This window comes from Nonomuraea sp. NPDC049709 (genome assembly GCF_040674815.1).
Lineage (GTDB): Bacteria > Actinomycetota > Actinomycetes > Streptosporangiales > Streptosporangiaceae > Nonomuraea.
This window is the reverse complement of record NZ_JBFANM010000063.1, coordinates 15195-39243: the sequence shown is the minus strand read 5'-3', so window position 1 is coordinate 39243 and position 24049 is coordinate 15195. Positions and strand designations below refer to the sequence as shown.

General features: G+C 71.7%; 14 protein-coding genes. 7 read left to right on the top strand and 7 right to left on the bottom strand.

What is annotated here, in order from left to right; all coding sequences use genetic code 11:
- Nucleotides 1–238: 238 nt before the first annotated feature.
- Nucleotides 239–4684, top strand: a complete 4446-nt coding sequence (locus tag AB0J69_RS44645) for a hypothetical protein (protein WP_364131291.1) — start codon at nucleotides 239–241, stop codon at nucleotides 4682–4684.
- Here AB0J69_RS44645 and AB0J69_RS44640 read toward each other — a convergent pair.
- From AB0J69_RS44640 to AB0J69_RS44630, 3 genes are all read right to left on the bottom strand, one after another.
- Nucleotides 4681–6177 carry a glycoside hydrolase family 43 protein gene (locus tag AB0J69_RS44640; RefSeq protein ID WP_364131289.1) on the bottom strand — a complete coding sequence of 499 codons (1497 nt, stop codon included), beginning with the start codon at nucleotides 6175–6177 and terminating at the stop codon, nucleotides 4681–4683. The genes AB0J69_RS44645 and AB0J69_RS44640 overlap by 4 nt on opposite strands.
- Before the next feature lie 104 nt (nucleotides 6178–6281).
- Nucleotides 6282–6740, bottom strand: a complete 459-nt coding sequence (locus AB0J69_RS44635) for a DUF2867 domain-containing protein (RefSeq protein WP_364131287.1) — start codon at nucleotides 6738–6740, stop codon at nucleotides 6282–6284.
- 84 nt (nucleotides 6741–6824) lie between these two features.
- On the bottom strand, nucleotides 6825–7619 hold the full coding sequence (locus AB0J69_RS44630; protein ID WP_364131285.1) for a hypothetical protein: 795 nt from the start codon (nucleotides 7617–7619) through the stop codon (nucleotides 6825–6827).
- Nucleotides 7620–8142: 523 nt separating this feature from the next.
- Between AB0J69_RS44630 and AB0J69_RS44625 the strand changes: the two genes are divergently transcribed.
- The 3 genes from AB0J69_RS44625 to AB0J69_RS44615 all read left to right on the top strand — a co-directional run bounded on the left by AB0J69_RS44625 (nucleotide 8143) and on the right by AB0J69_RS44615 (nucleotide 9504).
- The gene (locus AB0J69_RS44625; RefSeq protein ID WP_364131282.1) at nucleotides 8143–8316 is read left to right on the top strand and encodes a hypothetical protein; all 174 of its coding nucleotides are present in this window, start codon (nucleotides 8143–8145) and stop codon (nucleotides 8314–8316) included.
- A gap of 88 nt (nucleotides 8317–8404) precedes the next feature.
- On the top strand, nucleotides 8405–9106 hold the full coding sequence (locus tag AB0J69_RS44620) for an ADP-ribosylglycohydrolase family protein (RefSeq protein WP_364131279.1): 702 nt from the start codon (nucleotides 8405–8407) through the stop codon (nucleotides 9104–9106).
- Nucleotides 9103–9504: an NUDIX domain-containing protein gene (locus AB0J69_RS44615; RefSeq protein WP_364131277.1), complete on the top strand. Its 402-nt coding sequence runs from the start codon at nucleotides 9103–9105 to the stop codon at nucleotides 9502–9504. Before AB0J69_RS44620 ends, AB0J69_RS44615 begins: the two co-directional genes overlap by 4 nt.
- Before the next feature lie 97 nt (nucleotides 9505–9601).
- Here the strand turns inward: AB0J69_RS44615 and AB0J69_RS44610 are convergent, their stop codons facing one another.
- Nucleotides 9602–12511: an endo-1,4-beta-xylanase gene (locus AB0J69_RS44610; RefSeq protein WP_364131274.1), complete on the bottom strand. Its 2910-nt coding sequence runs from the start codon at nucleotides 12509–12511 to the stop codon at nucleotides 9602–9604.
- A gap of 253 nt (nucleotides 12512–12764) precedes the next feature.
- Here AB0J69_RS44610 and AB0J69_RS44605 point away from each other — a divergent pair, with 253 nt between their 5' ends.
- The 3 genes from AB0J69_RS44605 to AB0J69_RS44595 all read left to right on the top strand — a co-directional run bounded on the left by AB0J69_RS44605 (nucleotide 12765) and on the right by AB0J69_RS44595 (nucleotide 16960).
- On the top strand, nucleotides 12765–15017 hold the full coding sequence (locus tag AB0J69_RS44605) for a pectinesterase family protein (protein WP_364131271.1): 2253 nt from the start codon (nucleotides 12765–12767) through the stop codon (nucleotides 15015–15017).
- A 130-nt stretch (nucleotides 15018–15147) separates the two neighbouring features.
- Nucleotides 15148–16059, top strand: coding sequence for a helix-turn-helix transcriptional regulator (locus tag AB0J69_RS44600; RefSeq protein ID WP_364131269.1), 912 nt, complete (start codon nucleotides 15148–15150; stop codon nucleotides 16057–16059).
- A 178-nt stretch (nucleotides 16060–16237) separates the two neighbouring features.
- Nucleotides 16238–16960: an SDR family oxidoreductase gene (locus AB0J69_RS44595; protein ID WP_364131267.1), complete on the top strand. Its 723-nt coding sequence runs from the start codon at nucleotides 16238–16240 to the stop codon at nucleotides 16958–16960.
- A 6-nt stretch (nucleotides 16961–16966) separates the two neighbouring features.
- On the opposite strand, the gene AB0J69_RS44590 is transcribed toward AB0J69_RS44595, so the two are convergent.
- The 3 genes from AB0J69_RS44590 to AB0J69_RS44580 form a co-directional block, all read right to left on the bottom strand.
- Nucleotides 16967–19099, bottom strand: a complete 2133-nt coding sequence (locus tag AB0J69_RS44590) for an ATPase (protein WP_364131264.1) — start codon at nucleotides 19097–19099, stop codon at nucleotides 16967–16969.
- A gap of 145 nt (nucleotides 19100–19244) precedes the next feature.
- The gene (locus AB0J69_RS44585; RefSeq protein WP_364131262.1) at nucleotides 19245–22478 is read right to left on the bottom strand and encodes a hypothetical protein; all 3234 of its coding nucleotides are present in this window, start codon (nucleotides 22476–22478) and stop codon (nucleotides 19245–19247) included.
- On the bottom strand, nucleotides 22475–23863 hold the full coding sequence (locus tag AB0J69_RS44580) for a glycoside hydrolase family 43 protein (RefSeq protein ID WP_364131260.1): 1389 nt from the start codon (nucleotides 23861–23863) through the stop codon (nucleotides 22475–22477). Before AB0J69_RS44580 ends, AB0J69_RS44585 begins: the two co-directional genes overlap by 4 nt.
- Nucleotides 23864–24049 lie beyond the last annotated feature (186 nt).

Sequence of the window (24049 nt, the reverse complement as noted above, 5' to 3'; positions counted from 1 at the left end):
GGGCCGTCGCGCGGAGCTCGGCCATCTGCCATCTTCTGCCCCTCGGTACGGTGATCGGTCATCCGTATTGTGGCGCTCCGAAGTTGACCGAGCACTCGACGCCCGGCCAAGACGTGCGTACCCTAACAACCGGGAAACGGGGGGTATCCCGCGTTCCCGTCGCTGCATGCGCCGGTCGGGGGGTCGCCGTGCACCGCGACCATCCCCCGATCGACTCCCCACTGCCGTGGAGCGCCGTATGACCGAGGACGAATCTACGACGCTCGAGAAGACCCGGCTCGTGCGACCTCTCCGGCGGAACGCTCCTCCCCTGCTCCTCGCGTCCGAGGGTGCCCGGGTGCTGGTCGCGGGCACGGGGACGCACCGTCCCGCCTCGCGCCTGCCCGAGGCGCGCGCCGTCCCGGCGACCGTCACCGACGTCGGCCAGTGCCTGGTCGAGCGGGCGGGCCTGGCCCCGGCGGGCCTGACCACGGTGCTCGACCCGGCCACCCCGGCCAACCTGGGCGAGGCCCTGGACCGGGTGGCGCGCGAGGCGACCAGCGTCCTGATGTTCCACTATGTCGGGCATGGGGTGTTCGGCCCCGACAACGAGCTGCACCTGGCCACGCGGGCCACGGTCGACCTGGGGCAGGGGCCGCCCGGCTACCAGGCGCTGCCGTACTCGGTGGTGCGCCAGATCCTCTCCTCGTCGCGGGCCGACCTCGTCGTCGTGGTCCTGGACTGCTGCTTCACCGGGGGCGCCCGGCCGGTGCCGGCGAAGGCCATGGAGCAGACGCTCGACTGGCCCGGGGCGTACGTGCTGGCGTCGTCGAGCAAGGACGAGAACTCCTGGGCGCTGCCCGGGGTCCGGCACACGGCGCTCAGCGGGGGGCTGCTCCGGCTGCTGAACGAGGGCGACCCGGCAGGACCGGCGACGTTCACCCTCGACCACGTCCACCACCACCTGGCCCGCGCCCTGCCCGTCGCCGGCTTCCCGCGCCCGCGGCGGCAGGCCGGCGAGCTCAAGGAGTTGCCGCCGCTCGCGGTCAACCCCGCGCACGACGCGCCCACCACCAGGTCGGGGCCGCCGATGACCTCGCCCGGCGACCTGAACAGCCCCTACCGTGGGCTGGCCGCCTACGGGACCGAGCACGCCGACCTGTTCTTCGGCCGCGAGGAGCCGACCCGGTCGCTGCTGACGCGCGTCCGCCAGGCGTTCCGGTCCGCCGGACCGCCGGTGGTCATCGGGAAGCAGGCGTTCGAGGCCGGCGGCCCGCTCATCGTCACCGGCCCGTCGGGCTGCGGGAAGACCTCGCTGCTGCGTGCCGGCCTGATCCCCGCGCTGGGGGACGAGCCCGGCCGGTGCCTCGTGCTGACGCCGGGCGCGCAGCCGACGGCCAGGCTGGCGCACGAGCTGGCCGCGCTGGGCGGGGGCGACCCCGAGCGGCTGCGCGCGGTCATCGAGTCGGACCCGAGCGCGGCCCGGCGCGGGCTGCCGGCGCGGACGTTGCTGGTGGTGGACCAGTTCGAGGAGCTGTTCACCCACTGCACCGAGGAGGCGGTCCGGCGGCGCTTCGTCGAGGCGCTCACCGAGCTGTCCCGTTCGGCGGCGGTGGTGGTCGCCGTCCGGGGCGACTTCTTCGGCCGCTGCGCGGCCTACCCCGGGCTGCTGGAGACGATGCGGCGGCCCGAGATCGTCGCTCCCATGTCCGGGGCCGAGCTGCTCCGGGTGATCGACGAGCCCGCGATCCGTTCCGGGCTGTCCCTCGAACCCGGGCTGGCCGAGCTCATCCTGGAGGACCTCCAGGCGCTGGACGACGACCTGCTCCCGAAGCTCTCGCACGCGCTGCTGGCGACCTGGCAGAAGCGTTCCGGCGGGGTGCTCACCATGGCCGGCTACCGCGCGGCCGGCGGCGTCGTGCGGGCGGTGGCGATGAGCGGGGAGGAGACGTTGCGGCGGCTGGGCGCGGAGTTCGAGCCGGTCGCGCGCGGCCTGCTGGTCCGGCTGGTCCACGTGGACGAGCAGGGCGGCGGCATGCGCGGACGGGTTCCGGTCGCCGAGCTGAGCTCCGGTACGGCATCCGTCGAGGGGCAGGTGCTGGCGGAGTTCGTCCGCGCGCGGCTGGTCACGGTGGACGGGGACGCGGCGGAGATCGCCCACGAAGCGCTCATCCGCGCCTGGCCCCGGCTCGCGAGCTGGGCCGAGACGAACCGGGCCGGGCTGCTCGTGCGGCGGCGGCTGGCCGAGGACGCGGAGATGTGGCACCGGGACGGGCAGGGCTCCGCGTACCTGTACGCCGACGACCGCCTCGCGACCGCCGAGGCGGCCGTGACCGGCGATCCACCCGCATCCGGGGTGGGAGTCCAGTCCGCGGGCGGGATCGGGCCAGTCGAGCAGGAGTTCCTCGCCGCGTCCCGCCGGCGGCAGCAGCGCCGCTCCCTGATCGCCCGCGGCGCCATCGCCACCCTCACCCTGCTCCTCCTCGTGGCGGCGGCGGGCGGGGTGGTGGCCCTCCTCCAGAGCAGGCAGGCGAGCACCCTGGCCGGCAACGCGACCACGCTGCGCGACCAGGCGCTCTCCCGCCAGGTGGCGGCGGCCGCCAACGCCGCCCAGGACACCTCGCTCGGATCCCAGCTCGCCCTGGCCGCCTACCGCGTCTCGGCCACCCCGGAGGCCCGCGGCGCGCTCCTCGGCTCGCTCTCCCGCCCGGTCGGTGCCCGGATGATCGGCCACACCGCGCCGGTCGAGCGGGTGGCCTACCGCCCCGACGGCCGCGTGGCCGTCACCGCGTCGGGCGACTCCACCGCCAGGCTCTGGAACGTCGCCGACCCCCTCCGCCCCACGAGCCTGGGCGTCGTGAAGGGGCACACGGGCGGCGTGGTCGCGGTGGCGTTCAGCCAGGACGGCAAGATCCTGGCGACCGGGTCCGCCGACGGCACGGCCCGGCTGTGGGACGTCTCCAACACCGCCGCCCCGCGCGCCCTGTCGACGATCAAGGGCCACAAGGAGCAGGTCGGCTCGGTGTCGTTCAGTCCCAAGGGCGGCATCCTGGCCACCTCGTCCAACGACGGCACGGCGCGCCTGTGGGACATCAAGGACACGGCCAAGCCGAGCGCGCTCTCCATCCTGCGCCAGGAGACCGACCTGACCAGGGCTGTCTTCAGCCCGGACGGCCGCCTGCTCGCGGTCACCGCCACCGGCGGCACGATCACGCTCCTCGACGTGCTCACCCCCGCGAAGCCGACGAGCCTGGCGACGCTGACCTCGTCGGAGGGCGCTGTCCGGAGCGTCGCGTTCGCCCCCGACGGCCGCCACCTCGCCACGTCCTCCGGCACCGGGAAGGTCGAGGTGTGGAACATCACCGCGGCCAAGCTCGTCGGCACCGCGAGCGGGCACTCCGCCGCCGTGGACGACGTCGCGTTCAGCGCCGACGGCAACGTCCTGGCCAGCGCCTCCGCCGATGCCACCGTCGGTCTGTGGAGCGTGGAGGACCCGGCGCAGCCCGAGCTCACCGCCACGCTGGCCGGGTTCCCCGACGCGGTGACGGGGGTGGCGTTCAGCCCGAACAGCCAGAACCTGGCCACCTCCGCGACCGACGGCGTCGCCCGCCTGTGGAACGTCTCCAACGCCGCCCGCGTCGCCCCCCGCGCCCGCCTCGCCCGGCACACCGGCCAGGTCAACGGGCTGGCGATCGCCAAGAGCGGCCGCGTGCTCGCCACCGCCTCCGACGACAGGACCGTCCGGCTCTGGGACATCGCCGACCCGGCGGTGTCCACCCCGCAGTCCACCCTGACGGGACACACCGGCCAGGTCATGGGGGCCGCGTTCAGCCCCGACGGCACCCGCCTGGTCACGGCCTCCCTGGACAAGACGGCCAGGATCTGGGACGTCTCCGCGCCCGAGAGCCCGAAGCTCCTGGGCACGCTGACGGGTCACACCGACGGGGTGCGCGCGGCCGCGTACAGCGGGGACGGCAAGATGGTCGCGACGACCGGACTCGACGGCAGGACGCTGCTGTGGAACGTGGCCACACCCGCCAGCCCCAAGCAGCTCACGGCGCTCGGGGTCGCCGACCGGCGGATGAACGTGGCCGCGTTCCGGCCGGACGGCAAGGTCCTGGCCACCGGTTCCGGCACCTCCTCCGTACGGCTCTGGGACATCTCGAAGCCCGCCGACCCGCAGTCGCTGGAGACCTTCTCCGCCCACTCCGGCGGCGTGCTCGACCTGCGGTTCAGCAAGGACGGCAAGACGCTGGCCACGGCGTCGTCGGACGGCACGGCCCGCCTGTGGGACGTCACCACCCCCGCGAAGCCCAGGCGCCTGTCGGACCTGCCGGCGCAATCCGGCGACGTGACCGGGGTCGCCTTCAGCGCCGACGACCGCACGCTCGCCACGGCCGCCCAGGACGGGACCGTCCGGGTCTGGAACGTGGTCAACCTCGCCGCCCCCACGCTCTGGGCCGTGTTCGCCGACCGGACCGCGGGGGCCGGCGACGTGGAGCTCGGCCCGGACGGCACCGTGCTGGCCGGCACGTCCGGCAGCGCCGTCCAGCTGTGGGCGCTGAACGTGGAACAGGCGAGCGCGAACGTCTGCGAGGCCGCCGGCACCTCGATCACCCGGGGCGAGTGGGCCCGATACCTCCCCGGCCGCCCGTACGCCCCGCCCTGCACCGCCTCGACCTCGTCCCCGACCCCGGGCGGCTAGCGGTAGGTCGTGTCCCGGAAGGTGGCCCGGCACCCCTCGCCGGCCAGGTCCTGCACCCACAGGCCGGCGAAGGCGCCGGTGAAGCCGAAGGAGCGGATCTGACCGTCGATGATCTCGTCGGCGTACTCGTCGGACAGGATGGTGGCGTCCAGCTCCACCGGCAGGGTCTCGCCGTCGTACGAGAAGCGCAGCACGGGGCCGTCGAACGCGAGCCCGAGCCGGGCCGGGGACCCGGCGGCGAGGTGCGCGGTGAGGTGCACGGTGTGGTGCACGGTGCGCGCTCCCCGGTCGCTGCCGGTCAGGACCAGGCCGTCGGTGGTGAGCGCGAGGTGGTACCAGTTGCGGGAGTTGTAGTAGGCGGTGATCCCGGCTGACTGGTGCACGGTGCCCGGCTCGAACGTCACGCTCGTCTCCAGGGTGAACCTCGTGCTGGTGACGCGGCGGGCGACCAGGCTGGGGGCGCGCCGCCCGTACGGGGACTGCCCGCCCGTGATCGTCACCCCGCGGTCGTCGTCGAAGGTCACCCAGTCGGGCGAGGCCGGCCGGCGCAGGGTGCTCCAGTCGTCGCCGGGCGCCGGCCACGGGTGCGGTGGCAGGGCGGGCGCGGGGACCTCGACGGCGGGCACTCCCCCGGCCACCCGGGGCCACCCGTCCACCCACTCGACCCGCTGGATGGCACTCTCCCGCCCCAGCACGCACCGGCCGCGCGGCGTGTACGGGCGGGCGGCCAGGTGGGCGAGGTACCACTCGCCGTCCTGGGTCCGCACGAGGCAGCCGTGCCCGGCCTTTTGCAGCTCCAGGCCGGGATCGTGGGCGGCGGTGAGCATCGGCCCGGCCGGGTCGTCCTCGTACGGGCCCTCCAGCGAGCGGGACCTGAGCACGCTCACGCGGTGCTCGTAGCCGGTGCCGCCCTCGGCCACCATCAGGTAGTACCAGCCGCCGACCCGGTAGACGTGCGGCCCCTCCGTGATGCTCCGGTTCTCCAGAATCAGCCGCGGCTTGCCGCCCCCGGCCAGCGGCTGCAGCTCGATCCCGGCGAACCCGCGCCCCGGACGGGAGTCGAAGACCATGTACAGCAGGTACGTGGTGCCGTCCTCGTCATGGAACAACGCGGCGTCGAACCCGGGCCCCGGCAGCCTGACCGGATCCGACCAGGGCCCTTCGATCGCGGGCGCGGTGGTCAGGTAGTTGGCGACGTCCTTGTACCCGTGCGCGTAGGTGTCCATCACGCTGTAGACCAGGTGGAACAGCCCGTTCGCGTACGTGAGGTCGGGCGCCCAGACACCCCCCGAGTCGGGCACCCCGGACAGGTCCAGCAGCCTCCGCTCGCCCAGAATGCCGCCCAGCGGGCGCCAGTTGACCAGGTCACGCGAGTGGTGGACGCGGACGCCCGGGTACCACTCGAAGGTCGAGGTGGCCAGATAGTAGTCGTCACCGACCCGCAGGATGGACGGGTCGGGGTGGAAACCGGGCAGCACGGGGTTACGGATCATTCAACTCTCCACATGGACGGGCTTCGGCCTAACAGCGTAGGTGGGCACGCGCTGGTCCGAAGGCGCCGGTCCGATGAGTCGCTGCCTCCACTCGCGGGTTCGCTTCAGGCCGCGGCGAGGCGTCGCTGGGCTGATCGGAGCATCGCGTGGACGACGATCGGATGCGCCAGACGTACCGGCCAGAAGTACACCCGGCCGCGCCACCCCTTCAGCCGCACAGTCGTCGTGACCCGCACCAGCCGGGCCGCCGCGTCCACCGCCACCCCGCAGCGGAAGTCGAGATGCCGGTCATCCGCGACGATGAGCGCCTCCTCCCCCTCGACCCGCTCCACCCGGAACGTGTCCCGAGGCGCCCGCCGGATGCCGAGCAGCGGCACGACGGCCTGGCGTACCGCCAAGGCGGCGATGACCCAGCGAGGCATGACGGCCGGCGAGAAGATGCCCTCCGCCCAGGCGCGCGGGTCCTCGGGCGCGCCGGCCGGGAGCACGCCGATCGTCATGTCGGCGTAGTCGGGCGCCGGAATGTCCTCGAGGGCTGACGACCAGTACACGGGGGTTCTCATGACGCCTCCATACGGTGCCGTATGGAACGCACTGTACGGCAGCGTCCGGAATCCTCCGCAGACGGGGTCGGAGCCCTCGACCCCTCACTCCGCGATGAGCTTGGAAGCGACACGGAGGTCGTGGGCATTTTCCATGTCCGCCGCAGCCGGCAACGGCATCGGCAGGATTTCACGGTCCCCGCTGGACTCCGGCGTCCAGTCATAGAATTCGTGGTAAGCCGTGTCGACCTGAAAGACCTCGTTCGGGTCGAGCGGTGCGTGGCGCACCGGCTGAAGGTCCAGAACGTCGGCGGGCACCACATGCCGTCCCGGGGGCGACAGAATGCCGATCATCGGGATACCGTTGAGCGATCTCGCATAACTGTGCCATTGCTGCGCCACGCCCGACCGCCCTTCATAGGCATAGCCGATGCCCACCCGGCGACAGATATCCGAAGGAATGCGCCCGTACAGTTTGCCCACCGGGCCCAATCTAAGGTTCAGGGTGAACCGAGGGTCCAATGAAGCGGCCCTTTCCAGGAAAAGGGAACCCTCGGCCGGCAGGCCCCGGAGGGTAAGCAGAATTCCGAGCTCGAAGGCGGCAAGCGGTTGCCCCCTCTCCGCCCAATCGAGCAATTCCGTCCCCCGATATCCGAACCACCGCCTGAACAGGATCTCGTCGAGCGTGGACCACAACCTCCCGTCGGACGCATGCCTCGGCACGTGCCCTACGGGTTGGCCATGAACGTCCGGCCCGGCGGAGCCGTGACCCGCGCGCGAGTCCTCATCGCCGAGGACGGTGGCCGGCCCCTCGTCGGCGTTGCCCAGGTGAAGATCGTTCAGATGCTTCCAGGAGGCGTGCCACGACTCAAGCGTGCCGATCTCGGCGTCAGGGCTCACCCCCGTCTTCTCAAGGGCCTTCCGGCACACCTGGATGAAGCCCGCAACCGTCTTCCAACGAGGGAACCTGACACCTTGACCGTTCAACAGTCGAGTGAGTGATGCGACGCTCATTTCCCCAGGTATCGGCCAGTTCTGCACCATGTCCCTATATGACGGCTTGCCTGCCTTCTGATGAAGTTTGCGAAGTTCCGCGCTCAGTTGACCGAGGGCAGCGCTGGGAGGAGGAGCGTCCACCGGGTGTATCACCACCTGTAGTCGTCGCCGTTGACGAGGCACCAATTGTCTCGTACATCACGAGTGTTCTGGCCACATTCATGCCCAAGCGCATCAGGAGCTCTCATGAGCCTTGCTCATATCACTCAGCATTGTTCCGAGTTGTTTCAAGTCGATCCGTCAAGGTCCACCTTGCGCCGAAAAGATGATCTATCAGTCTCCTGCCCCGCAGCGCTGATAGATACAACCGCAGGAAGTGCACCTATGGGTCATTTCGATGGCCGTGGACCTTGGAGGTTTGATGGATATGTCCGCCCTGGTGATCAAAACGATCATCGCGCTTGCCGTCGCGGCGCTGACTGGGGGTGCCGCGGTCGTCATCGCGCGGCGTTCGGGCAAGAACCCGTCGGCGGCTCTGCTCGTGGGACTGACCGTCGGAACCGCCGCGCTGGGCGGGGTGACCCCGATCCTCTTCGGCTAGCGCTCCCGCCCGGACCGCTCACGTGGCGCGCGGAACGGACGGACGGGCCCGAGATCGAAGCAGGCGCATGGCTCAGTAGCCTGTCGGCGTGGATGCTCTGGAGCGTGCCGCGGGTGCGGTCGTCGGCTCGGCCGTGGGGGACGCGCTGGGTGCGCCCTTCGAGTTCGGCCCGGCGGGCGCCTTCTCCGCCCGGTTTCCGGGGCCGGGTGCCGGTGGTGAGATGTGCGGGGGAGGCGGCTGGACGCGGCCCGGCGCATCGCCGCCCTCACCCACGGCGACCCGGGCGGCCTGGGAGGGCACGGCGATCTTCCACGACCTCGTACGCGTGGCCCTGGACGGTGGGGACTCGCTCGAAGCCATCCCGCAGAGCCTCGCCGCCGTGCCGGCGGACCAGCGTGCGCGGTATGCCACGGTGCTGGATCCGCGCTGGCACCCCGACCGGGCCACGGAGTTCAACGGCGCCGTCTGGCCATGCCTGGGCTCGGCCGTATGGGCGCTGCGTACGACGTACGGCTACGAGGACGCGGTCCGGGCGGCGATCGACCTGGGCGGCGACACGGACACCGTCGCCGCCGTCACCGGTGGACTGGCCGGGGCGGTCCACGGCCTGGCCGCGATCCCGGCCCGCTGGACCGAGCCGCTGCACGTTCCGCTGCCAGGAGGTGGCGGGCGGACCCTGCGCCTGAGAGATCTGATCGACCTGGCTCGAAGGGCCCGGTGGGCACCGACCGGGCCGGGGCGGGCCGACCAGCACGCCGCCTTCCCGAACCGGCAGGAGCACGCACCATGAACAACCCCATCGACAAGGTCGCCTGGATCCATCTGGACGACGGCAAGATCCTGAGCACCCGATCACGGGGCAAGGACACGTACTACATCCCCGGCGGCAAACGCGAACCCGGCGAATCAGACCTCGACACGCTCGTCCGCGAGATCGGCGAGGAGCTCTCCGTCACGATCCTCCCCGCTACCGCCACCCACATCGGCACCTACCACGCCCAGGCGCACGGCCACGCCGACGGCGTCGTCGTCCAGATGACCTGCTACACCGCCGACCACCACGGAACCCCGACACCCAGCAGCGAGATCGAGGAGGTCGTCTGGCTCACGTACGCCGACCGCGACCGGGTGGCCCCCGTCGACCAGATCATCTTCGACGACCTCCACCGGAACGGACAGCTCGCCTGATCCCCTCACCCCGGGGCGGGGCCCGATGGATCGGCTCGGGGCGGGTGTCGGGCGGCCCGCCACGTGACAGGGTGACGGGCGGGCCGCCAGGAGCGGCCTACCCGGCGAGTCGCAGGACGCCCCAGTGGCTGGTGTCCAGGTAGCTGCGGCCCGTCGAGTCGTTCCAGGTCACCGCACCCGTACGAGCCGCGCCCGTGGCGTCGTTCACCTGGACGTCGAAGCCCAGCAGGGCGCCCTCCGCCACCTCGATGGTGGGCAGCTTGACGGCCGCCTCCACCACGTACCCGCCGGGCACCGCCTGCGCCACGGCCTGCACGTTGTCCCGGACGCCCGCGGCGTCGAACGTCCCGCCCACCGTGACCTTGCCGGAGAAGCTCACCCGGTACTGCCCGTCGTCGTCCGAGTACCCCTTGGTCTTGTCGTTCCCTGGGTCCACGAAGAGCTCGACCGAGTCCTGGTCCCAGGGGTTCGCCGACTCCTCGCTCAGCACCGGGTCACTGACCTGGGCCAGGACGTACAGGGTGGAGCCGCTCCACAGCGAGCGCACGCGCGCGGTGGCGCCCGAGGTGCCCTGGATCCAGGTCCCCGTGCGGATCTCCGGGGCGGCGGACCAGGCCCGATCCACGGTGCCGTCGAGTACGGGCGCGGCGCGGTGGGCGGCCCAGGTGCGCTTGACGGCGGGTACGGCGCTCACCTCACCCTTCCAGGCGATCTCCGTGCCCCGGTCGCGTACGGTCACCTCCACGTCCGTGCCGCCGCCGACCAGCGCCTCCACCCGGTACCCGGTGGCGGTGGGCCGGACGCCCGGCCCCGCCCGCCCGACGGAGCGGGTCCGCCCGTCGACCGTGAACGTGACCCGGTCGTCCCGGTTCACCGTGGGATCGACGACCTCGGCGAGCACGTACAGCCCGGCACCGGCCGAGCGGGCCTGGAAGCCGGCCGACACGTCCCCGACCCGCGCGATCGGCGAGTCCGGCAGCAGGTCCCATTCGAGGTCCCGCCTGCCGTCCACCTTGACGGCCCCGGCCGGCGCCTCCAGCTTCCGCACGAGCGGGGCGAGCCTGGTCGGGTCCACGACCCCCCAGTAGGCGGGCTTGGCCTGGAGGTCGTCGTCGAAGAGCAGCGGCGCGTTCAGCCGGGGGATCGGCCAGGAGCGCAGCCAGCTCACGTCGTCCGACTCCCCCCACACCGTGACCGAGCTCAGGTGCGCGGCCTGCCGCCGGAAGACGTCGAACAGCTCCTTGTACCGGTGGCCCTGCTGGACGAGCAGCTCGGGCGGGATCGTGTCGTAGGTGGAGACGAAGTCGGTGTAGACGCTCACGTCCAGCTCGGTGACCTGCTGGTCCACGCCGAGCGAGGCGAAGCGCTCGATGGTGGCCTCGACGGAGGAGGCGGGCGGCTGCTCGATGTTGAGGTGGAGCTGGTGGCCGACGCCGTCGATCGGGACGCCCTCGGCCTTGAGCCGCTTGACCAGGTTGTACAGGGCCTCGCGCTTGCGCGGGAACTCGGTGTTGTAGTCGTTGATGAACAGCTTCGCGTCCGGGTCGGCCTCGCGGGCGACGCGGAAGGCGGTGCGGATGAAGTCGAGGCCGGCGATCTCGTACCACTGGGAGCGGCGCAGCCCGTCCGGCTGGTTCTCGTCCACCACCTCGTTGACCACGTCCCAGGCCGCGATCCTGCCCTTGTACCTGGTCACGAGCGTGCGCACGTGCCGCTCCAGGCGTTCGAGCAGCACCTCCTTCGTGGCGTTCGCGAACACCCAGTCGGGGGTCTGGCTGTGCCAGGCGAGCGTGTGGCCGCGGATCGTCATGCCGTGCTCGGTGGCAAAGTCCACCAGGTAGTCGCCGTCGGTGAAGGTGAACTCGCCGTCCCTGGGCTCGGTGGCGTCCCACTTCAGCTCGTTGCCGGGGGTGACGCCGTCGAAGTGCTTGGCGAGCAGCTCGCCATGCGTGCCGAGCGTCTCGGGCCTGGTGAAGGCCGAGCCCATGGTGAAGGGCAGCTCGTCCTTGAGCGAGGGCAGGTCGGTCTGGATCGGCTTGGGCTCGACGTACTTCATGGTGAAGTCGTCCAGGTAGAAGGGGAAGGTGCCACTCTCGGACTCGATGTACAGGCTGAGGAACTCGACGTCGTACGCCGGCGTGTACGTCCCCGAGAGCTGCACCCACTCCCCCGCCGGCACGTCCTTCGGCGCCACGATGCGCTCGTAGCTCGGGGTGCCGCCGGTCCTGCGCTCGATCGACAGGCCCAGCCGGCCCGACGCGGTGTCCGGGCCGAGCCGCACCCAGGCCGACAGGGCGTACTTGTCGCCCTTGCCCATCCGGCCCAGCACGTTCAGGGTGGGGCCGTCCCAGGAGGCCGACCGGCCGGTCACCGCGAGGCTCCGCGTGCCCGTGTGGGCGGCGGCCGTCCCCGGCTCCAGGACGGCGGAGGCGCGCGGCGCCCAGTCCTGCGCGGTGCCGTCCTCGAAGTCGCTGGTGATCGGCTCGCGGGTGGGGTCGCCGAGCGGGGTGATGACGATGTCGTCCAGGTGGTACTGGGCGGTGGCGTCGGAGCTCTCCACGTAGAGCTGCAGGTCGGTGGACTCGGCGGTGAACAGGTAGCTGCCCGACAGCCGCACCCAGCCGGCGTCGGTGACGGTGGCCGCGGCGACCTGCTCGTACGTGGTGGCGCCGCCGGTCGGGGTGCGCTGCACGGTCATCGCGATCGTGCTCGCGGGCTGCCCCGCGGCCAGCCGGGCGTGCGCGGTCACCTCGTAGCCGATGCCCCGGGTGAACGGCGCGGGGATGGAGGCGCCGTGCCAGGTGGCGGTGCGCCCGCTCACGGCGAGGCCGCCCGCGCCCGTGCGGGCCGCGTCCGCCGTCGCGGTGACGGAGACGCCGTCCCCGCGCGGCCCCCACCCCTGGGCGGTGCCGTCCTCGAAGTCGTACGTGAGGTCGGCCGCGTGTGCCGGGAGCACCGGCAGCAGGCATAACAGGGCGGCGACCACCAGGGCTCTCAGGGTGCGCACGGGGCTCCTAGGGCATCCGGTCTGAAACTTTCAAGGAAGTGCCGATAAATATCAGGCGGACTGTAGAGCCGGGGCGGTCGCCGGTCAATAGACTCCCACTCGTCCCGCCAGGCCCTGCAACCGCTTGTTGCAGCAAAGGTGCAGTTTCACTGCATGCCATTGACGGAGTGAGCGGTATTGGGCGAACGTTTCATGCAACCGATTGCCGCGCTCTGCGAGGTTACGCATGCGACGTCTGTTACTCCCCCCATTGATGGCCCTGACAGTGATCGCGACCGTGACCCCGGCGGCGACCCCGGCGGCGACCCCGGCGGCGGCTGCGACCCGCACCACGATCGTGGTCGCGGCGGACGGCTCCGGCGACCACGCGACCGTGCAGGACGCGGTGAACGCCGTGCCCCCAGGCAACACCCGGCCGGTCACCATCCTGGTCCGCAAGGGCACCTACCGGCAGCAGGTGGTCATCCCCGCCGACAAACCGCACATCACGCTGGCCGGCGACACCCGCGACCCGCGCGAGGTGGTGCTCACGTACGACGTCTCCGCGTCCACCCCCAAGCCCGAGGGCTCGGGGACCTACGGCACCTCCGGCAGCGCCTCGTACGTGATCAGCGCTCCCGACTTCACCGCCCGCAACCTCACCTTCGAGAACGCCTACGACGAGGCCGCGAACGGCGACAGCCAGGCCGTCGCGGTCAGGACGACGGGCGACCGGCAGGTGTACGACAACGTCAGGTTCCTCGGCAACCAGGACACCCTGTACGCCAACACCGCCTCGGCCACCACCACGGCCCGGCAGTACTTCCACAACTGCTACGTCGAGGGCGACGTCGACTTCATCTTCGGCCGCGCCACCGCCGTGTTCGACCGCTGCGTGATCAAGGCCCTGAACCGGGGCAGCACGGACGACAACGGCTACGTCACCGCCGCCAGCACAGAGCTGAGCAACCCGTACGGCTTCCTGATCCACCGCAGCCACCTGACCAGCGACGCGCCCGCCCGCACCTACCACCTGGGCCGCCCCTGGCCGGCCGGCGGGTCCGCCACGGCGCGCGGCCAGGTGCTGGTCCGCGAGTCCTGGCTGGGCCAGCAGTTCAAGGACGCCCCCTGGACGGACATGTCCGGCCTGAGCTGGCGCGACGCCCGCCTGTCCGAATACCGCAACCACGGCCCGGGCGCCACCGTCGGCGACGACCGCCCGCAGCTCACCACGGAGCAGGCCAGGGCGTTCACGCCGGAGAGGTATCTTGCGGGCACGGACGGCTGGAACCCGGTACGCCGCCCCACCCCCGCCCCCAGGAACGAGCCGGGCCGCGAGGTGCTGCCGCGCGACGACGGCTGGGCGGCGGCCACGACGGGCACCACGGGCGGCTCGGCCGCCCGCCCCGAGGACGTCCACGTCGTGCGAACCCGGGCGGAGCTGCTGGCCGCGCTCGGCGACCCCGCCGACAACACCCCGAGGATCGTCTACGTCAAGGGCGCCGTCGACGCCGACACCGACGCCTCGGGCGCCCCGCTGACCTGCGACGACTACGCCGTGAACGGCTACAGCCTGCCCGCCTACCTGGCGGCGTACGACCCGGCCGTCTGGGGCCGCGACACCGTCCCGTCAGGCCCGCTGGAGGAGGCCCGCAAGGCGTCGTACGCCAGGATGGCCGAGCACGTCACGATCACCGTCGGCTCCAACGTCACGCTGATCGGCGCGGGCCGGGACGCCGCGCTGAAGAGCTTCGGCGTGCGCGTCAGCAACGCCGACAACGTCATCGTGCGCAACCTCACCATCACCGACACCTCCGACTGCTTCCCCCAGTGGGACCCGACCGACGGCGCCGAGGGCAACTGGAACGCCTCCTTCGACAACGTCGAGGTCTCCGGCTCCACCCACGTCTGGCTGGACCACAACACGCTCAACGACGGCGACAACCCGGACTCCGGCCAGCCGCTCCACTTCGGCCGCCCCTTCCAGGTGCACGACGGCCTGCTCGACGTCGTACGCGGCTCGAACTACGTCACCCTCTCCTGGAACCACCTCAGCGGCCACGACAAGGTGACCCTGATCGGCAACACGGACAACCCGGCCAGGTACGGCGAGGAGGACAAGCTCAAGGTCACGCTGCACCACAACCACTTCGAGTCGCTCGGCCAGCGCACGCCCCGGGTGCGCTTCGGCCAGGTGCACGTCTACAACAACTACTACAAGGGCGGCCCCGGGCACGGCTACAGCATCGGCGTGGGCTTCGGCTCCAAGGTCTACGCCGAGGCCAACGCGTTCGACGGCATCGCGGCGGAGAAGGTGCTGACGGTGTTCAACGGCACGGCGATCACCGCGAAGGACAACCTGGTGGACGGCGCGCCGGCCGACGTGGTGGCCGCGTACAACGCCGCCAACGGCACCTTGCTCGGCACCGACGCCGGCTGGACGCCGGCGCTGGTCGGCCGGAGACACCCGGCCCAGGCCCTGCGGTACGTGGTCCCGGCCGGCGCCGGCGCCGGCCGGCTGCGCTGACAGCCCAGGTGCCGGCCGCCTGCGCCGGGCCGAGGGCGGCCCTCTCCCTCCGGGGCCGCCCTCACCCTGGGAGTAGCGCGACCACCCTCAGCCCTCCTACCAGCCCACATCCTGGCCTAGCCTCGAAGGCATGGAGACGGACAACCTGCTCGGGCAGTTCCTGCGAGCCCGCCGCGAGCTGCTCCAGCCGGAGGACGTCGGCCTGCCGGCCGGCGCCCGCCGCCGCGTGGCGGGCCTGCGCCGCGAGGAGGTCGCCCAGCTCGCCGGCGTGAGCACCGACTACTACGTACGGCTGGAGCAGGGCCGCGAGCGCCACCCGTCGGCCCAGGTGGTCGACGCGCTGGCCCGCGTGCTGGAGCTGGAGGAGGACGCGGTCGCCTACCTGCACCGGCTGGCCCGCCCGGCCACCGGCAGGCGGCGCCCGGCCGCCCGCCGCGAGCAGGTCAGCCCGAACCTGCTGCGCATGATGGCGTCCTGGCCGCACACCCCGGCCGTGGTGCTGGGCCGCCGCCTGACCGTGCTGGCGGCCAACACGCTCGGCGAGGCGCTGTTCGCCGGGCACACCCACAGCGGGGACCTGGTGCGGCTGGTGTTCCTCGACCCGGACGCCCGCGAGTTCTATCCCGACTGGGACCGGGTGGCGGTCAACACCGTCGCCGGGCTGCGCGCGGCGGCCGGCGTCGACCACGACGACCCGCAGCTCGTCGAGGTGGTCGGGGAGCTGTCGATCAAGAGCAGGGCCTTCCGCGAGCTGTGGGCGCGGCACGACATCCGCCAGAAGACCCACGAGTCCAAGCGGTTCCGCCACCCGCTGGTGGGCGAGCTGACGCTGCACTACGAGTCACTGACCGTGAACAGCGCGCCGGGCCAGCAGCTCGTCGTCTACCAGGCCGACCCGGGCAGCCCGTCGGAGGAGGCGCTGTCCCTGCTGGGCAGCCTCGTCACCGAGCCCGGCCCGCGCCGCCCGCCGAGCCCCGCCGCACCCGGCCCGCACCGCCCGTCGGGGCCCGCCGCGACCCGGCGGCCACCGCAGGAGTCCTGACCCCCGCGTTCCCGCGGGCCGGCGACCCCGCCGGCGCGCCGTCCCGCCGTGCCCTGGAACCGCAGGGTAGTGACATGACCGTCTGGCTGCCCGACCGGCTGGGCACGCGCGAGACCACGTCCGAAACCTGGCGCGAGCCCACGCTCGGCGCCGACCATCCCGTAACTGAGGAGACAGCATGAGCAAGGTCGTATTGATCACGGGTGCGAGCAGCGGCATCGGCGAGGCCACCGCGCTGCGGCTGGCCGCGGAGGGGCACCGGGTCGTGCTCGGCGCGCGCCGGGAGGACCGGCTCGCGGCCACCGCGAAGGCGATCGAGGCCGCCGGCGGCCAGGCCGACGTGCGCCGCCTCGACGTGACCGACCGCGCGGACGTCGTCGCCTTCGCCGACGCCGCGGCCGAGCGGCACGGCCGGATCGACGTGATCGTGAACAACGCCGGGGTGATGCCGCTGTCCCGGCTGGACGCGCTGCTCGTCGAGGAGTGGGACCGGATGATCGACGTTAACGTGCGCGGCCTGCTGTACGGGATCGCCGCCGCGCTGCCGCACTTCCAGCGGCAGGGCGAGGGCCACTTCGTGACCGTCGCCTCGATCGGGGCCCACCAGGTGGTGCCGACGGGGGCCGTCTACTGCGCCACGAAGTACGCCGCCTGGGCGATCACCGAGGGGCTGCGCCAGGAGCTCGACCCGAGCATCCGCGTCACCACCGTCTCCCCCGGCGTCGTGGAGTCCGAGCTGGCCGAGTCGATCAGCGACGCGGGAGCGCGCGCGGCGATGCGGACGTACCGGGCGGAATCCATCCCGGCCGACACCATCGCCGGCGCCATCTCGTACGCGATCGGGCAGCCGGCCGGCGTGGACGTCAACGAGCTCGTCATCCGCCCGGCCCGGCAGCGCTGAGCCGCCTCAGCTGTGCGGGCCGCCGTTGTGCAGGCCCTCGCCCTCGGGTTCGAGCGCGTACGCGATGCCCGCGTCGATGTCGCTGTCGAACCCCGTCCGGTACGCCACCTGGTAGGCGTTGTCGCCGAGCACGTCGCGGGCCTGCGCCTCGCACGCCTGCCTGGCGGCCACCCACGCGGGGACGCTGGCCTGTGCCTGGCCGTGGGTGCTCCAGATCCGCTGCGCCAGCCCGAGCAGCCGGGCCGCGCGCCGGGCCTGCCCGGCCGCGCCGGCCGCCAGGGCCAGCAGGTCCACGGTCAGGCCGATGCCGAAGCTGTCGTGCAGCCGCCGCTTGGTGCGCAGGGCCGCCTGCCCGTAGGCGACGGCCGCGTCCAGCCGGCCGCCGGCCAGCTCGGCCTGGCCGCGCAGGAGGTCGCCGTGGGAGCGCATCGACTGCTCGCCGCGCTGGTCGCACAGCGAGCGCAGGTCCTCCAGCACGGCGACGGCGTCGTCGATCCGGTCGCTCACGGTGAGGGCGTGCGCGCGGCACAGCAGCGCCAGCAGGTTGGCGATGGTGAGCGGCTCGTCGCTCCACCGGGTGCGGTAGGCGGTCTCCGACTGGTCCATCGCCTGGAGCAGGTCGCCGCGGATGACCCCGGCCGACGACCTGAGCGCCCGGACGCACATGGCCGCGTAGGCGTCGTCCTCCTCGGCGGCGAGCTCGCACTGCGCGGCCCTGATCTCGGCGCCGTCCGCGTCGCCCTGGGTGGCCGCCAGCAGGCCGTCGGCCCACAGGGCCTGCACGAGCGCCGGACTGGGCCGGGTGTCCAGGTCGAGGGCCTGCTGCAGGTAGTGGCGGCCCTCCTTGGCGTAGCCGCAGCCGTACCAGAAGAAGGCCAGCGTCCCGGCCAGCTCCAGGGCCGGGATGCCGTCCTTGGCGGCGAGCGCGACGTCGAGGGCGGCACGCAGGTTGTCGTGCTCGCCGATCATACGGTCGTACCAGGGGATCTGGCCGGGGCCGAGCCAGCCGGTGGCGCCGCGGGTGGCCAGCGACAGGTAGTGCTCGCGGTGGCGCTGCTTGAACCGCTCCTCCTCGCCGAGGGTGCGCAGCCAGCCGGCGCCGTATTCGCGCAGCGTGTCCAGCATCCGGTAGCGCTCTCCCGCGCCGGTCGGCAGCCAGGTCAGGATCGACTCGTCGGCCAGCGCGTCGAGCAGCAGCCCGATGTCGGCCTCCGGCAGCCGCTCGTCGGCGCACACCCGGCGCACGGCCTCGGCGTCGAAGTCGCCCGCGAACACCGACAGGCGCGCCCAGAGCAGCCGCTCGGCGGGCTCGCACAGCTCGTGGCTCCATCCGATGGCGGTGCGCAGGGCCTGGTGCCACGGCGGGCCGGCCTCGTGCGCCGCGGCGGGGTCGTCGCCGAGCGCGGCGAACCGGTCGTCGAGCCGGTCGGCCAGGTGCCCGACGGGCAGCTCGCGCAGGCGGGCCGCGGCCAGCTCGATGGCCAGCGGGATGCCCTCCAGCCGCCGGCACAGGCGTACGACGGCCTCCTGGTCCTCGTCGGCGAGGTCGAAGCCGGGCACGGTCTCGGCGGCGCGCACGGCCAGCAGCTCCACCGCGTCGCCACCGGCCAGGGCCGCCGCGCCGCCCAGGGGCGGGACCGGCAGCGGCTCGACGACGAGCACCTGCTCCCCGGGCACTTCCAGGGGGCGCCGGCTGGTGGCCAGCACGCGCAGGCCGGGCACGGCTTCCAGCAGCGTCCCCACCGTCCTGGCGCAGGAGCCGACCAGGTGCTCGCAGGTGTCGAGGACGAGCAGGACCTCGCGGCCGAACAGGTGCTCGGCCAGCACCTCGACCATGGGACGGGTGGTCTGGTCGGTGAGCCGGAGCGACTCGGCGATCGCGTGCGGCAGCAGGGTGCCGTCGTCCAGCGGGGACAATTCCACCAGCCAGGCCCCGCCGCCGAACTCGGCCCGCAGGTCGGCGGCGGCACGCAACGCGAGGCGGGACTTGCCGACGCCGCCCACGCCGGTGAGGGTCACCAGGCGCGAGCGCCGGCAGGCCCGGCGGACCTGGTCCAGCTCCGTTCGGCGCCCGATCAGGCTCGTCAGTTCAGCGGGGAGGTTACCCGCCTGCCACTTTCCTGCCATCGTGATCGCCACCCATCGGATGAAGTTGTGACTGAAGCTTGCCTGATTTTCCGGCACTCCGTCACTACAAGTGAGAAACTGGCTACTCCTTCGCAAGGAGCCAGGCACTCGTGAGGGGGCGCACCCGTTGACCCGGGCACGCCCCCTCACAGTGATGTCAGGGCCCGTAGGCCTTGACCTCCAGCAGCCCGACGGAGCTGGTGCCGTTCCCAGTGAGCAGCACGCGCAGGCGGGTGGTGGCGGTGGCGGTGAAGGTGACGGTGTTGTAGGCGTTCTTGGTCAGCGTGTACGCCGAGGCGCCGGGCACGTCCACGTACGCGCTGCCGTTCCAGTACTGCAACTTCCACGACGCCGGCATGTCGATGCCCTGCTCGTCGTCGAAGAAGTACACCTCGGCCCGGTTCAGGTTGCGCGCGGAGGACCACGTCAGGTCCACCCACTGCTGCCCGGTCTCGGGCCAGCAGCCCCAGCGCGGGTTGACCGTGTCGTTGGAGGAGGGCGGGTCGATGCCGTCGTTGACCGCGCCGACGCTCTCCCAGGAGGAGGTGTACGACGCCGACGCCGTGGCCGACGTGGCCAGGTTGGACGGCGGCTGCACGCCGCCCCGGTTGTGGACCTTGATCTCGGTGAGCCCGGTCCTGGCCCCGGAGGCGGCCGTGGCCAGCACCCGCACGCGCTGGGCGGTGACGGCGGGGAACTGCACCACGTTGTAGTTGCCCCGCGGCGCGGCCGGGGACTTGGCCTGGGAGGGCACGCTGACCCAGGCGCTGCCGTTGTGGTACTGGACGTCGTAGGACGCCGGCGCCCGGTAGGTCGTGCTGGCCGGGCGGCTGTCCTTGAAGTGCAGCCGCACCTCGTTGAACGTGCGGGCGGCGCCGAAGTTGAGCTCGTACCAGTCCTGCCCGGCGGTGGTGCCGCCCCAGAACGGCTCGTTGATCGGGTAGCCGTCCACAGCGCCCGCGGTGGAACTGCCGGAGGCGGTGGTGGAGGCCGTGGCGGTGGCGCCGGCGGCCAGGTTGGTGAGGTTGGCGGTCAGGTCCACGCCGGCCTTGGCCAGCAGGTCGACCATGCGGGCGCTGGTGTGGCTCACCTGCGCGGGCGACTGGAGGCCGGGGACGGCGGCGTTGTGTGTGACGGTGCCGCCGGTGGTCACCGCGCCGGTGGCCGGGTCCCAGGTGAACGGCACCAGCGTCGACACCGTGGCGGCGCGGCTGCCGTTGACGTAGATCGAGTAGCCCTCGGGCACGCCGGGATAGCGGACGACGCCGTCGGCCGGGTCGTCCCAGACGATGGTCAGGTCGGCGTTGCGGTAGCGCAGGTTGTTGACGGTGAAGTGGGTCCAGCCGATGTTGATCGGCGAGAGCTCCACCTTGGCGTCGTTGCGCGGCCGCAGCCCGGCGACGTCCTCGATGACGGTCCAGTTGCCGCTGCCCAGGATGTTGTGGTGGATCCAGGAGCGGTAGGCGATCGAGGAGCCGTTCCAGTCGGCCCAGAACTCGTTGGCGTCCGGCCACTGGGTGTTGCCGTTGACGTACTGGGCCCAGGCGTTCCAGTAGAGCAGCTTCTTGTACCAGGTGGCGTCGATCCACTCGTTGGGGTAGTTCCGCAGCACCGAGGACAGCAGGCGGAACTGCACGGTGGAGTTGATCGTGGAGAAGTTGTTGCTGCCGGTGCCGGAGGCCGCCTTGTCGGCCTGGTTGGCGGTATAGAAGGGGAAGATCGGATACTGCGCCGGGTCGTCGAAGAGGCGCAGGGCCTGCTTGTAGGTGGCGGTGTTGGGGATGGCGCCGACGGCGAACGGGTAATAGTTGTTGATCTCCTTCCACGGCACCCATTCGTTGGTGGACTTCAGCCGGTGCTCGAAGAGCTGCCTGCCCGGGTTCCACAGCACGCTGACGATGGCGTTCTGGATCTGGGTGGCGAGCGTGCGCATTTCGGTGGCCTTGGCGGTGTTGCCGATGGCCTCGTACGCCTGGGCGGCGGCCAGCGCGCCGCTGTACTGGTAGGCGGCCTCGGCGCGGTCCATCCGGCCGGGCTTCCAGTGGAAGGAGACGGCGTCGGCGTCGTTGCCGGTCAGGGCGCCCCAGTCGTACTCGATGAGCTTGTTGTTGTCGGTGTCGTAGAAGGCGAGCTGCCCCTTGACGTCCTGCTCGGCGTAGCGGGCCAGGTTGGCGGCGATGCCGGGCTGGCCGCCGTGGATCTGGTAGCTCTTCCAGGCCGCCTCGCCGATGTACTGGGTGTAGCTGTTCGACCAGTTCTCCGGGTCGCCGGGGTTGTCGACGAAGCGCCCGTTCTTGGAGGTCTGGCCGACGCTGAGCCAGTCGCCGTAGGAGTAGATCGGGTTGCGCAGGTACTTGAGGTCGTCGATGTGCATGGGCTGGGTCAGCGCGATCGCGTTGTTGTAGCCCAGCACGCCCTCGATCGAGGTGGGGAACTGGAAGGTCTGCCCGGGGATGTCGGCGTCGAGGTGGTTGAAGCGCATCAGCCACCAGCGGTAGTAGATGTTCTTCTTGATGCCGGGCTCGGGCACGTCGATGTAGGGCACGTTCTCCGCCCACCAGCGGTTGTACGCGCGGACGTGGGTGGCGAACGCGGTGGCGGCCGAGTAGCCGGCGTAGGCGTCGTACTCGGTGCGGGAGGCCGCGATCTCGTTGGTGACGAAGCCCATGACGACCTTGACCGTCACCGTGGCCCCGGCGGCGATCGTGACCGAGCGGTTGAGGCCGCCGCTGGAGACCGTGAAGCCGTCGCCGGTGAGCCTGGGGTAGATCGTGGTCAGGTTGTTGTAGGCGTTGACCTGGCCGGTCAGCTCGCTGCCGCTGCCGCTGGTGGCGTACGGGGAGGTGGCCCTGAGCTGCAGCGTCGTCGAGGCGGAGCCGCCGTTGGTGATGGCCAGGTTGGCCACGGCGACGTTGTTCTCGGTGATGAACTTCGTCTGGTTGACCGTGATCGAGCCGCTGGTGTGCCGGCTCTTCCAGTGACTGGGCGCCTGCCAGCGGGAGCTCACCTGCTCGGTGAACGTGCCGGGCGTGACCGCGACGGTGAAGGCGTTGTTGTTGCTGATGCTCTCCCAGTACGCCGCCTGCCCGGCGAACCCGAGCGTCCCCGGCGTGTGGGTCTTCATGAACAGCGCCCGGCCGCGCGACATGAGCCACGTGCCCGCCGGGTCGTTGCCCGGCCGGGCCAGCAGCCGGTCCATCCAGAAGTCGGTGCCCGAGCTCTCCGCGTCGTAGATGGCCTGCATCGTGTTGCCGGTCGTGTACGACCCCGGCGGCGCGGGCACGGCCGGGCCGCCGAACGACGGGTAGCCGATCGTCTGGTCGGCGTGGGCCGGGGCGCCGGCCACGACCAGGCTCGCGATCAGCAGCAGGAAGGTCAGAACGCGCCTCATGAGAAGGCCCTCCATTCGAGCACGCCGGTCGAGTAGCCGGATCGGGAGGTGATGTTCAGCCGCAGCCGGGTCGTGCTGACGGGGCTGAACGTCGTGGTGTTGAAGGTGCCGGCCGCCACGCCGCAGCCCGACGCGCCGGGCACGTTGACGTAGGCGCTGCCGTTCCAGTACTGGACCTGGCACGAGGCGGGCAGGTCGATGCCCAGGTCGTCGTCGAACCAGTAGACCTCTGACCTGGAGACGGTCTGGGCCGTGGGCCAGCGGTACTCGAGCCACTCGGTGCCCTGGTGGTTCCAGTTGCCGTAGGCGCCGTGGCTGTGGTCGGCCGAGTTCGCCGGCGTGTGGCCGTCGTTGATCGCGCCGAGGGTCTCCCAGGGCGAGACGTAGGAGGTGGAGGGGGTGGCCGTGGCCGCCAGGTTGCCGGGAGTGGTGGGGCCGCCGGTCTGCACGACCTTCTGCATGGTCCCGTCGGCGTTGAAGAAGAGCTTGTCGATGGTCACCGAGCGGCGGAAGTTGCCCCCGCCCGGGCTGGAGGCGTTGTGGTAGACCATGTACCACTGGCCCTTGAACTCGATGATCGCCGGGTGGTTCGTGGTCGAGGTCACCTGGTCGAGCACGACCCCGCGGTGCGTCCACGGGCCCAGCGGGTTGCTCGCGGTGGCGTAGCGGACACACGCGTAGCCCGGCGCCGAGCAGGCCGAGTCGTTGGCCGCGTACGCGAGGTAGTAGACGCCGTTGCGCTTGAACATCCAGGGGGCCTCCCAGAAGTTCGAGACGCCGCTCGGGGTGATCACCGAGCCGTTGATCGAGGTCATGTTGGCGTTCAGGCGGGCCGCGCGCAGACCGTAGTAGGAGCCCCAGTACATGTAGACCTGGCCGTCGTCGTCGGTGAAGACGGTCGGGTCGATGTTCAGCGGGGCGGAGTTGGGCGTGCTGTCGCTGATCAGCGGGCCGCCGATGGCGTCGGTGAACGGACCTGTGGGGCTGTTGCCGACGGCCACGCCGATGTTCATCCAGCCGGGGCCGTTGCCGTTGACGGAGGTGTACCAGTAGTAGCGGCCGTCGGCTCCGCGCTCGACCTCGCTGGCCCAGGCGTCGGCGCCGGCCCACGAGAAGTTAGAGATCGCGAGCTTGGCGCCCTGGTCGGTGAACGTGGTGGCGTCGGTGGAGGAGTAGACGTGCCAGTCCCGCATGACGAAGTTGGTGCCGCCCGTGGGGGCCTCGTCGTGGCCGGTGTAGAGGTACAGGGTGTCTCCCACGACCAGCGCGGCCGGGTCGGCCGTGTAGATCGCGGTGGTGATCGGCGCGCCCGCGAGCGCGGGCCGCACGTCACCGAGGAGGAGCAGGAGTGCCGCGGCGAGGGCCGCCGCCCATCGTCGTCTCATGAGTGTGCCCCTTGGGAATGTGAGCGCTAACAACGTGGACTCGGGCTTACCTAAAAGGTTTTCGGGAAAGTAGAACGCCAGCCAGGGCCTGTCAATCGGCCGCTGCAACCAGCTGCATAGCTGTTGACCTGGATCGATCACCTCGCATGGCCGCTGATCAGCTAGCGAGCGCTTGGTTACATTTTC

Excerpts from the sequence above, each read along its gene's own strand:
- AB0J69_RS44645 (WP_364131291.1), top strand. The coding sequence starts at position 239 with ATGACCGAGGACGAATCTACGACGCTCGAGAAGACCCGGCTCGTGCGA.
- AB0J69_RS44605 (WP_364131271.1), top strand. The coding sequence starts at position 12,765 with ATGGCCCTGACAGTGATCGCGACCGTGACCCCGGCGGCGACCCCGGCG.
- AB0J69_RS44600 (WP_364131269.1), top strand. The coding sequence starts at position 15,148 with ATGGAGACGGACAACCTGCTCGGGCAGTTCCTGCGAGCCCGCCGCGAG.
- AB0J69_RS44640 (WP_364131289.1), bottom strand. The coding sequence starts at position 6,177 with ATGATCCGTAACCCCGTGCTGCCCGGTTTCCACCCCGACCCGTCCATC.
- AB0J69_RS44635 (WP_364131287.1), bottom strand. The coding sequence starts at position 6,740 with ATGAGAACCCCCGTGTACTGGTCGTCAGCCCTCGAGGACATTCCGGCG.
- AB0J69_RS44625 (WP_364131282.1), top strand. The coding sequence starts at position 8,143 with ATGTCCGCCCTGGTGATCAAAACGATCATCGCGCTTGCCGTCGCGGCG.
- AB0J69_RS44585 (WP_364131262.1), bottom strand. The coding sequence starts at position 22,478 with ATGAGGCGCGTTCTGACCTTCCTGCTGCTGATCGCGAGCCTGGTCGTG.
- AB0J69_RS44580 (WP_364131260.1), bottom strand. The coding sequence starts at position 23,863 with ATGAGACGACGATGGGCGGCGGCCCTCGCCGCGGCACTCCTGCTCCTC.
- AB0J69_RS44615 (WP_364131277.1), top strand. The coding sequence starts at position 9,103 with ATGAACAACCCCATCGACAAGGTCGCCTGGATCCATCTGGACGACGGC.
- AB0J69_RS44595 (WP_364131267.1), top strand. The coding sequence starts at position 16,238 with ATGAGCAAGGTCGTATTGATCACGGGTGCGAGCAGCGGCATCGGCGAG.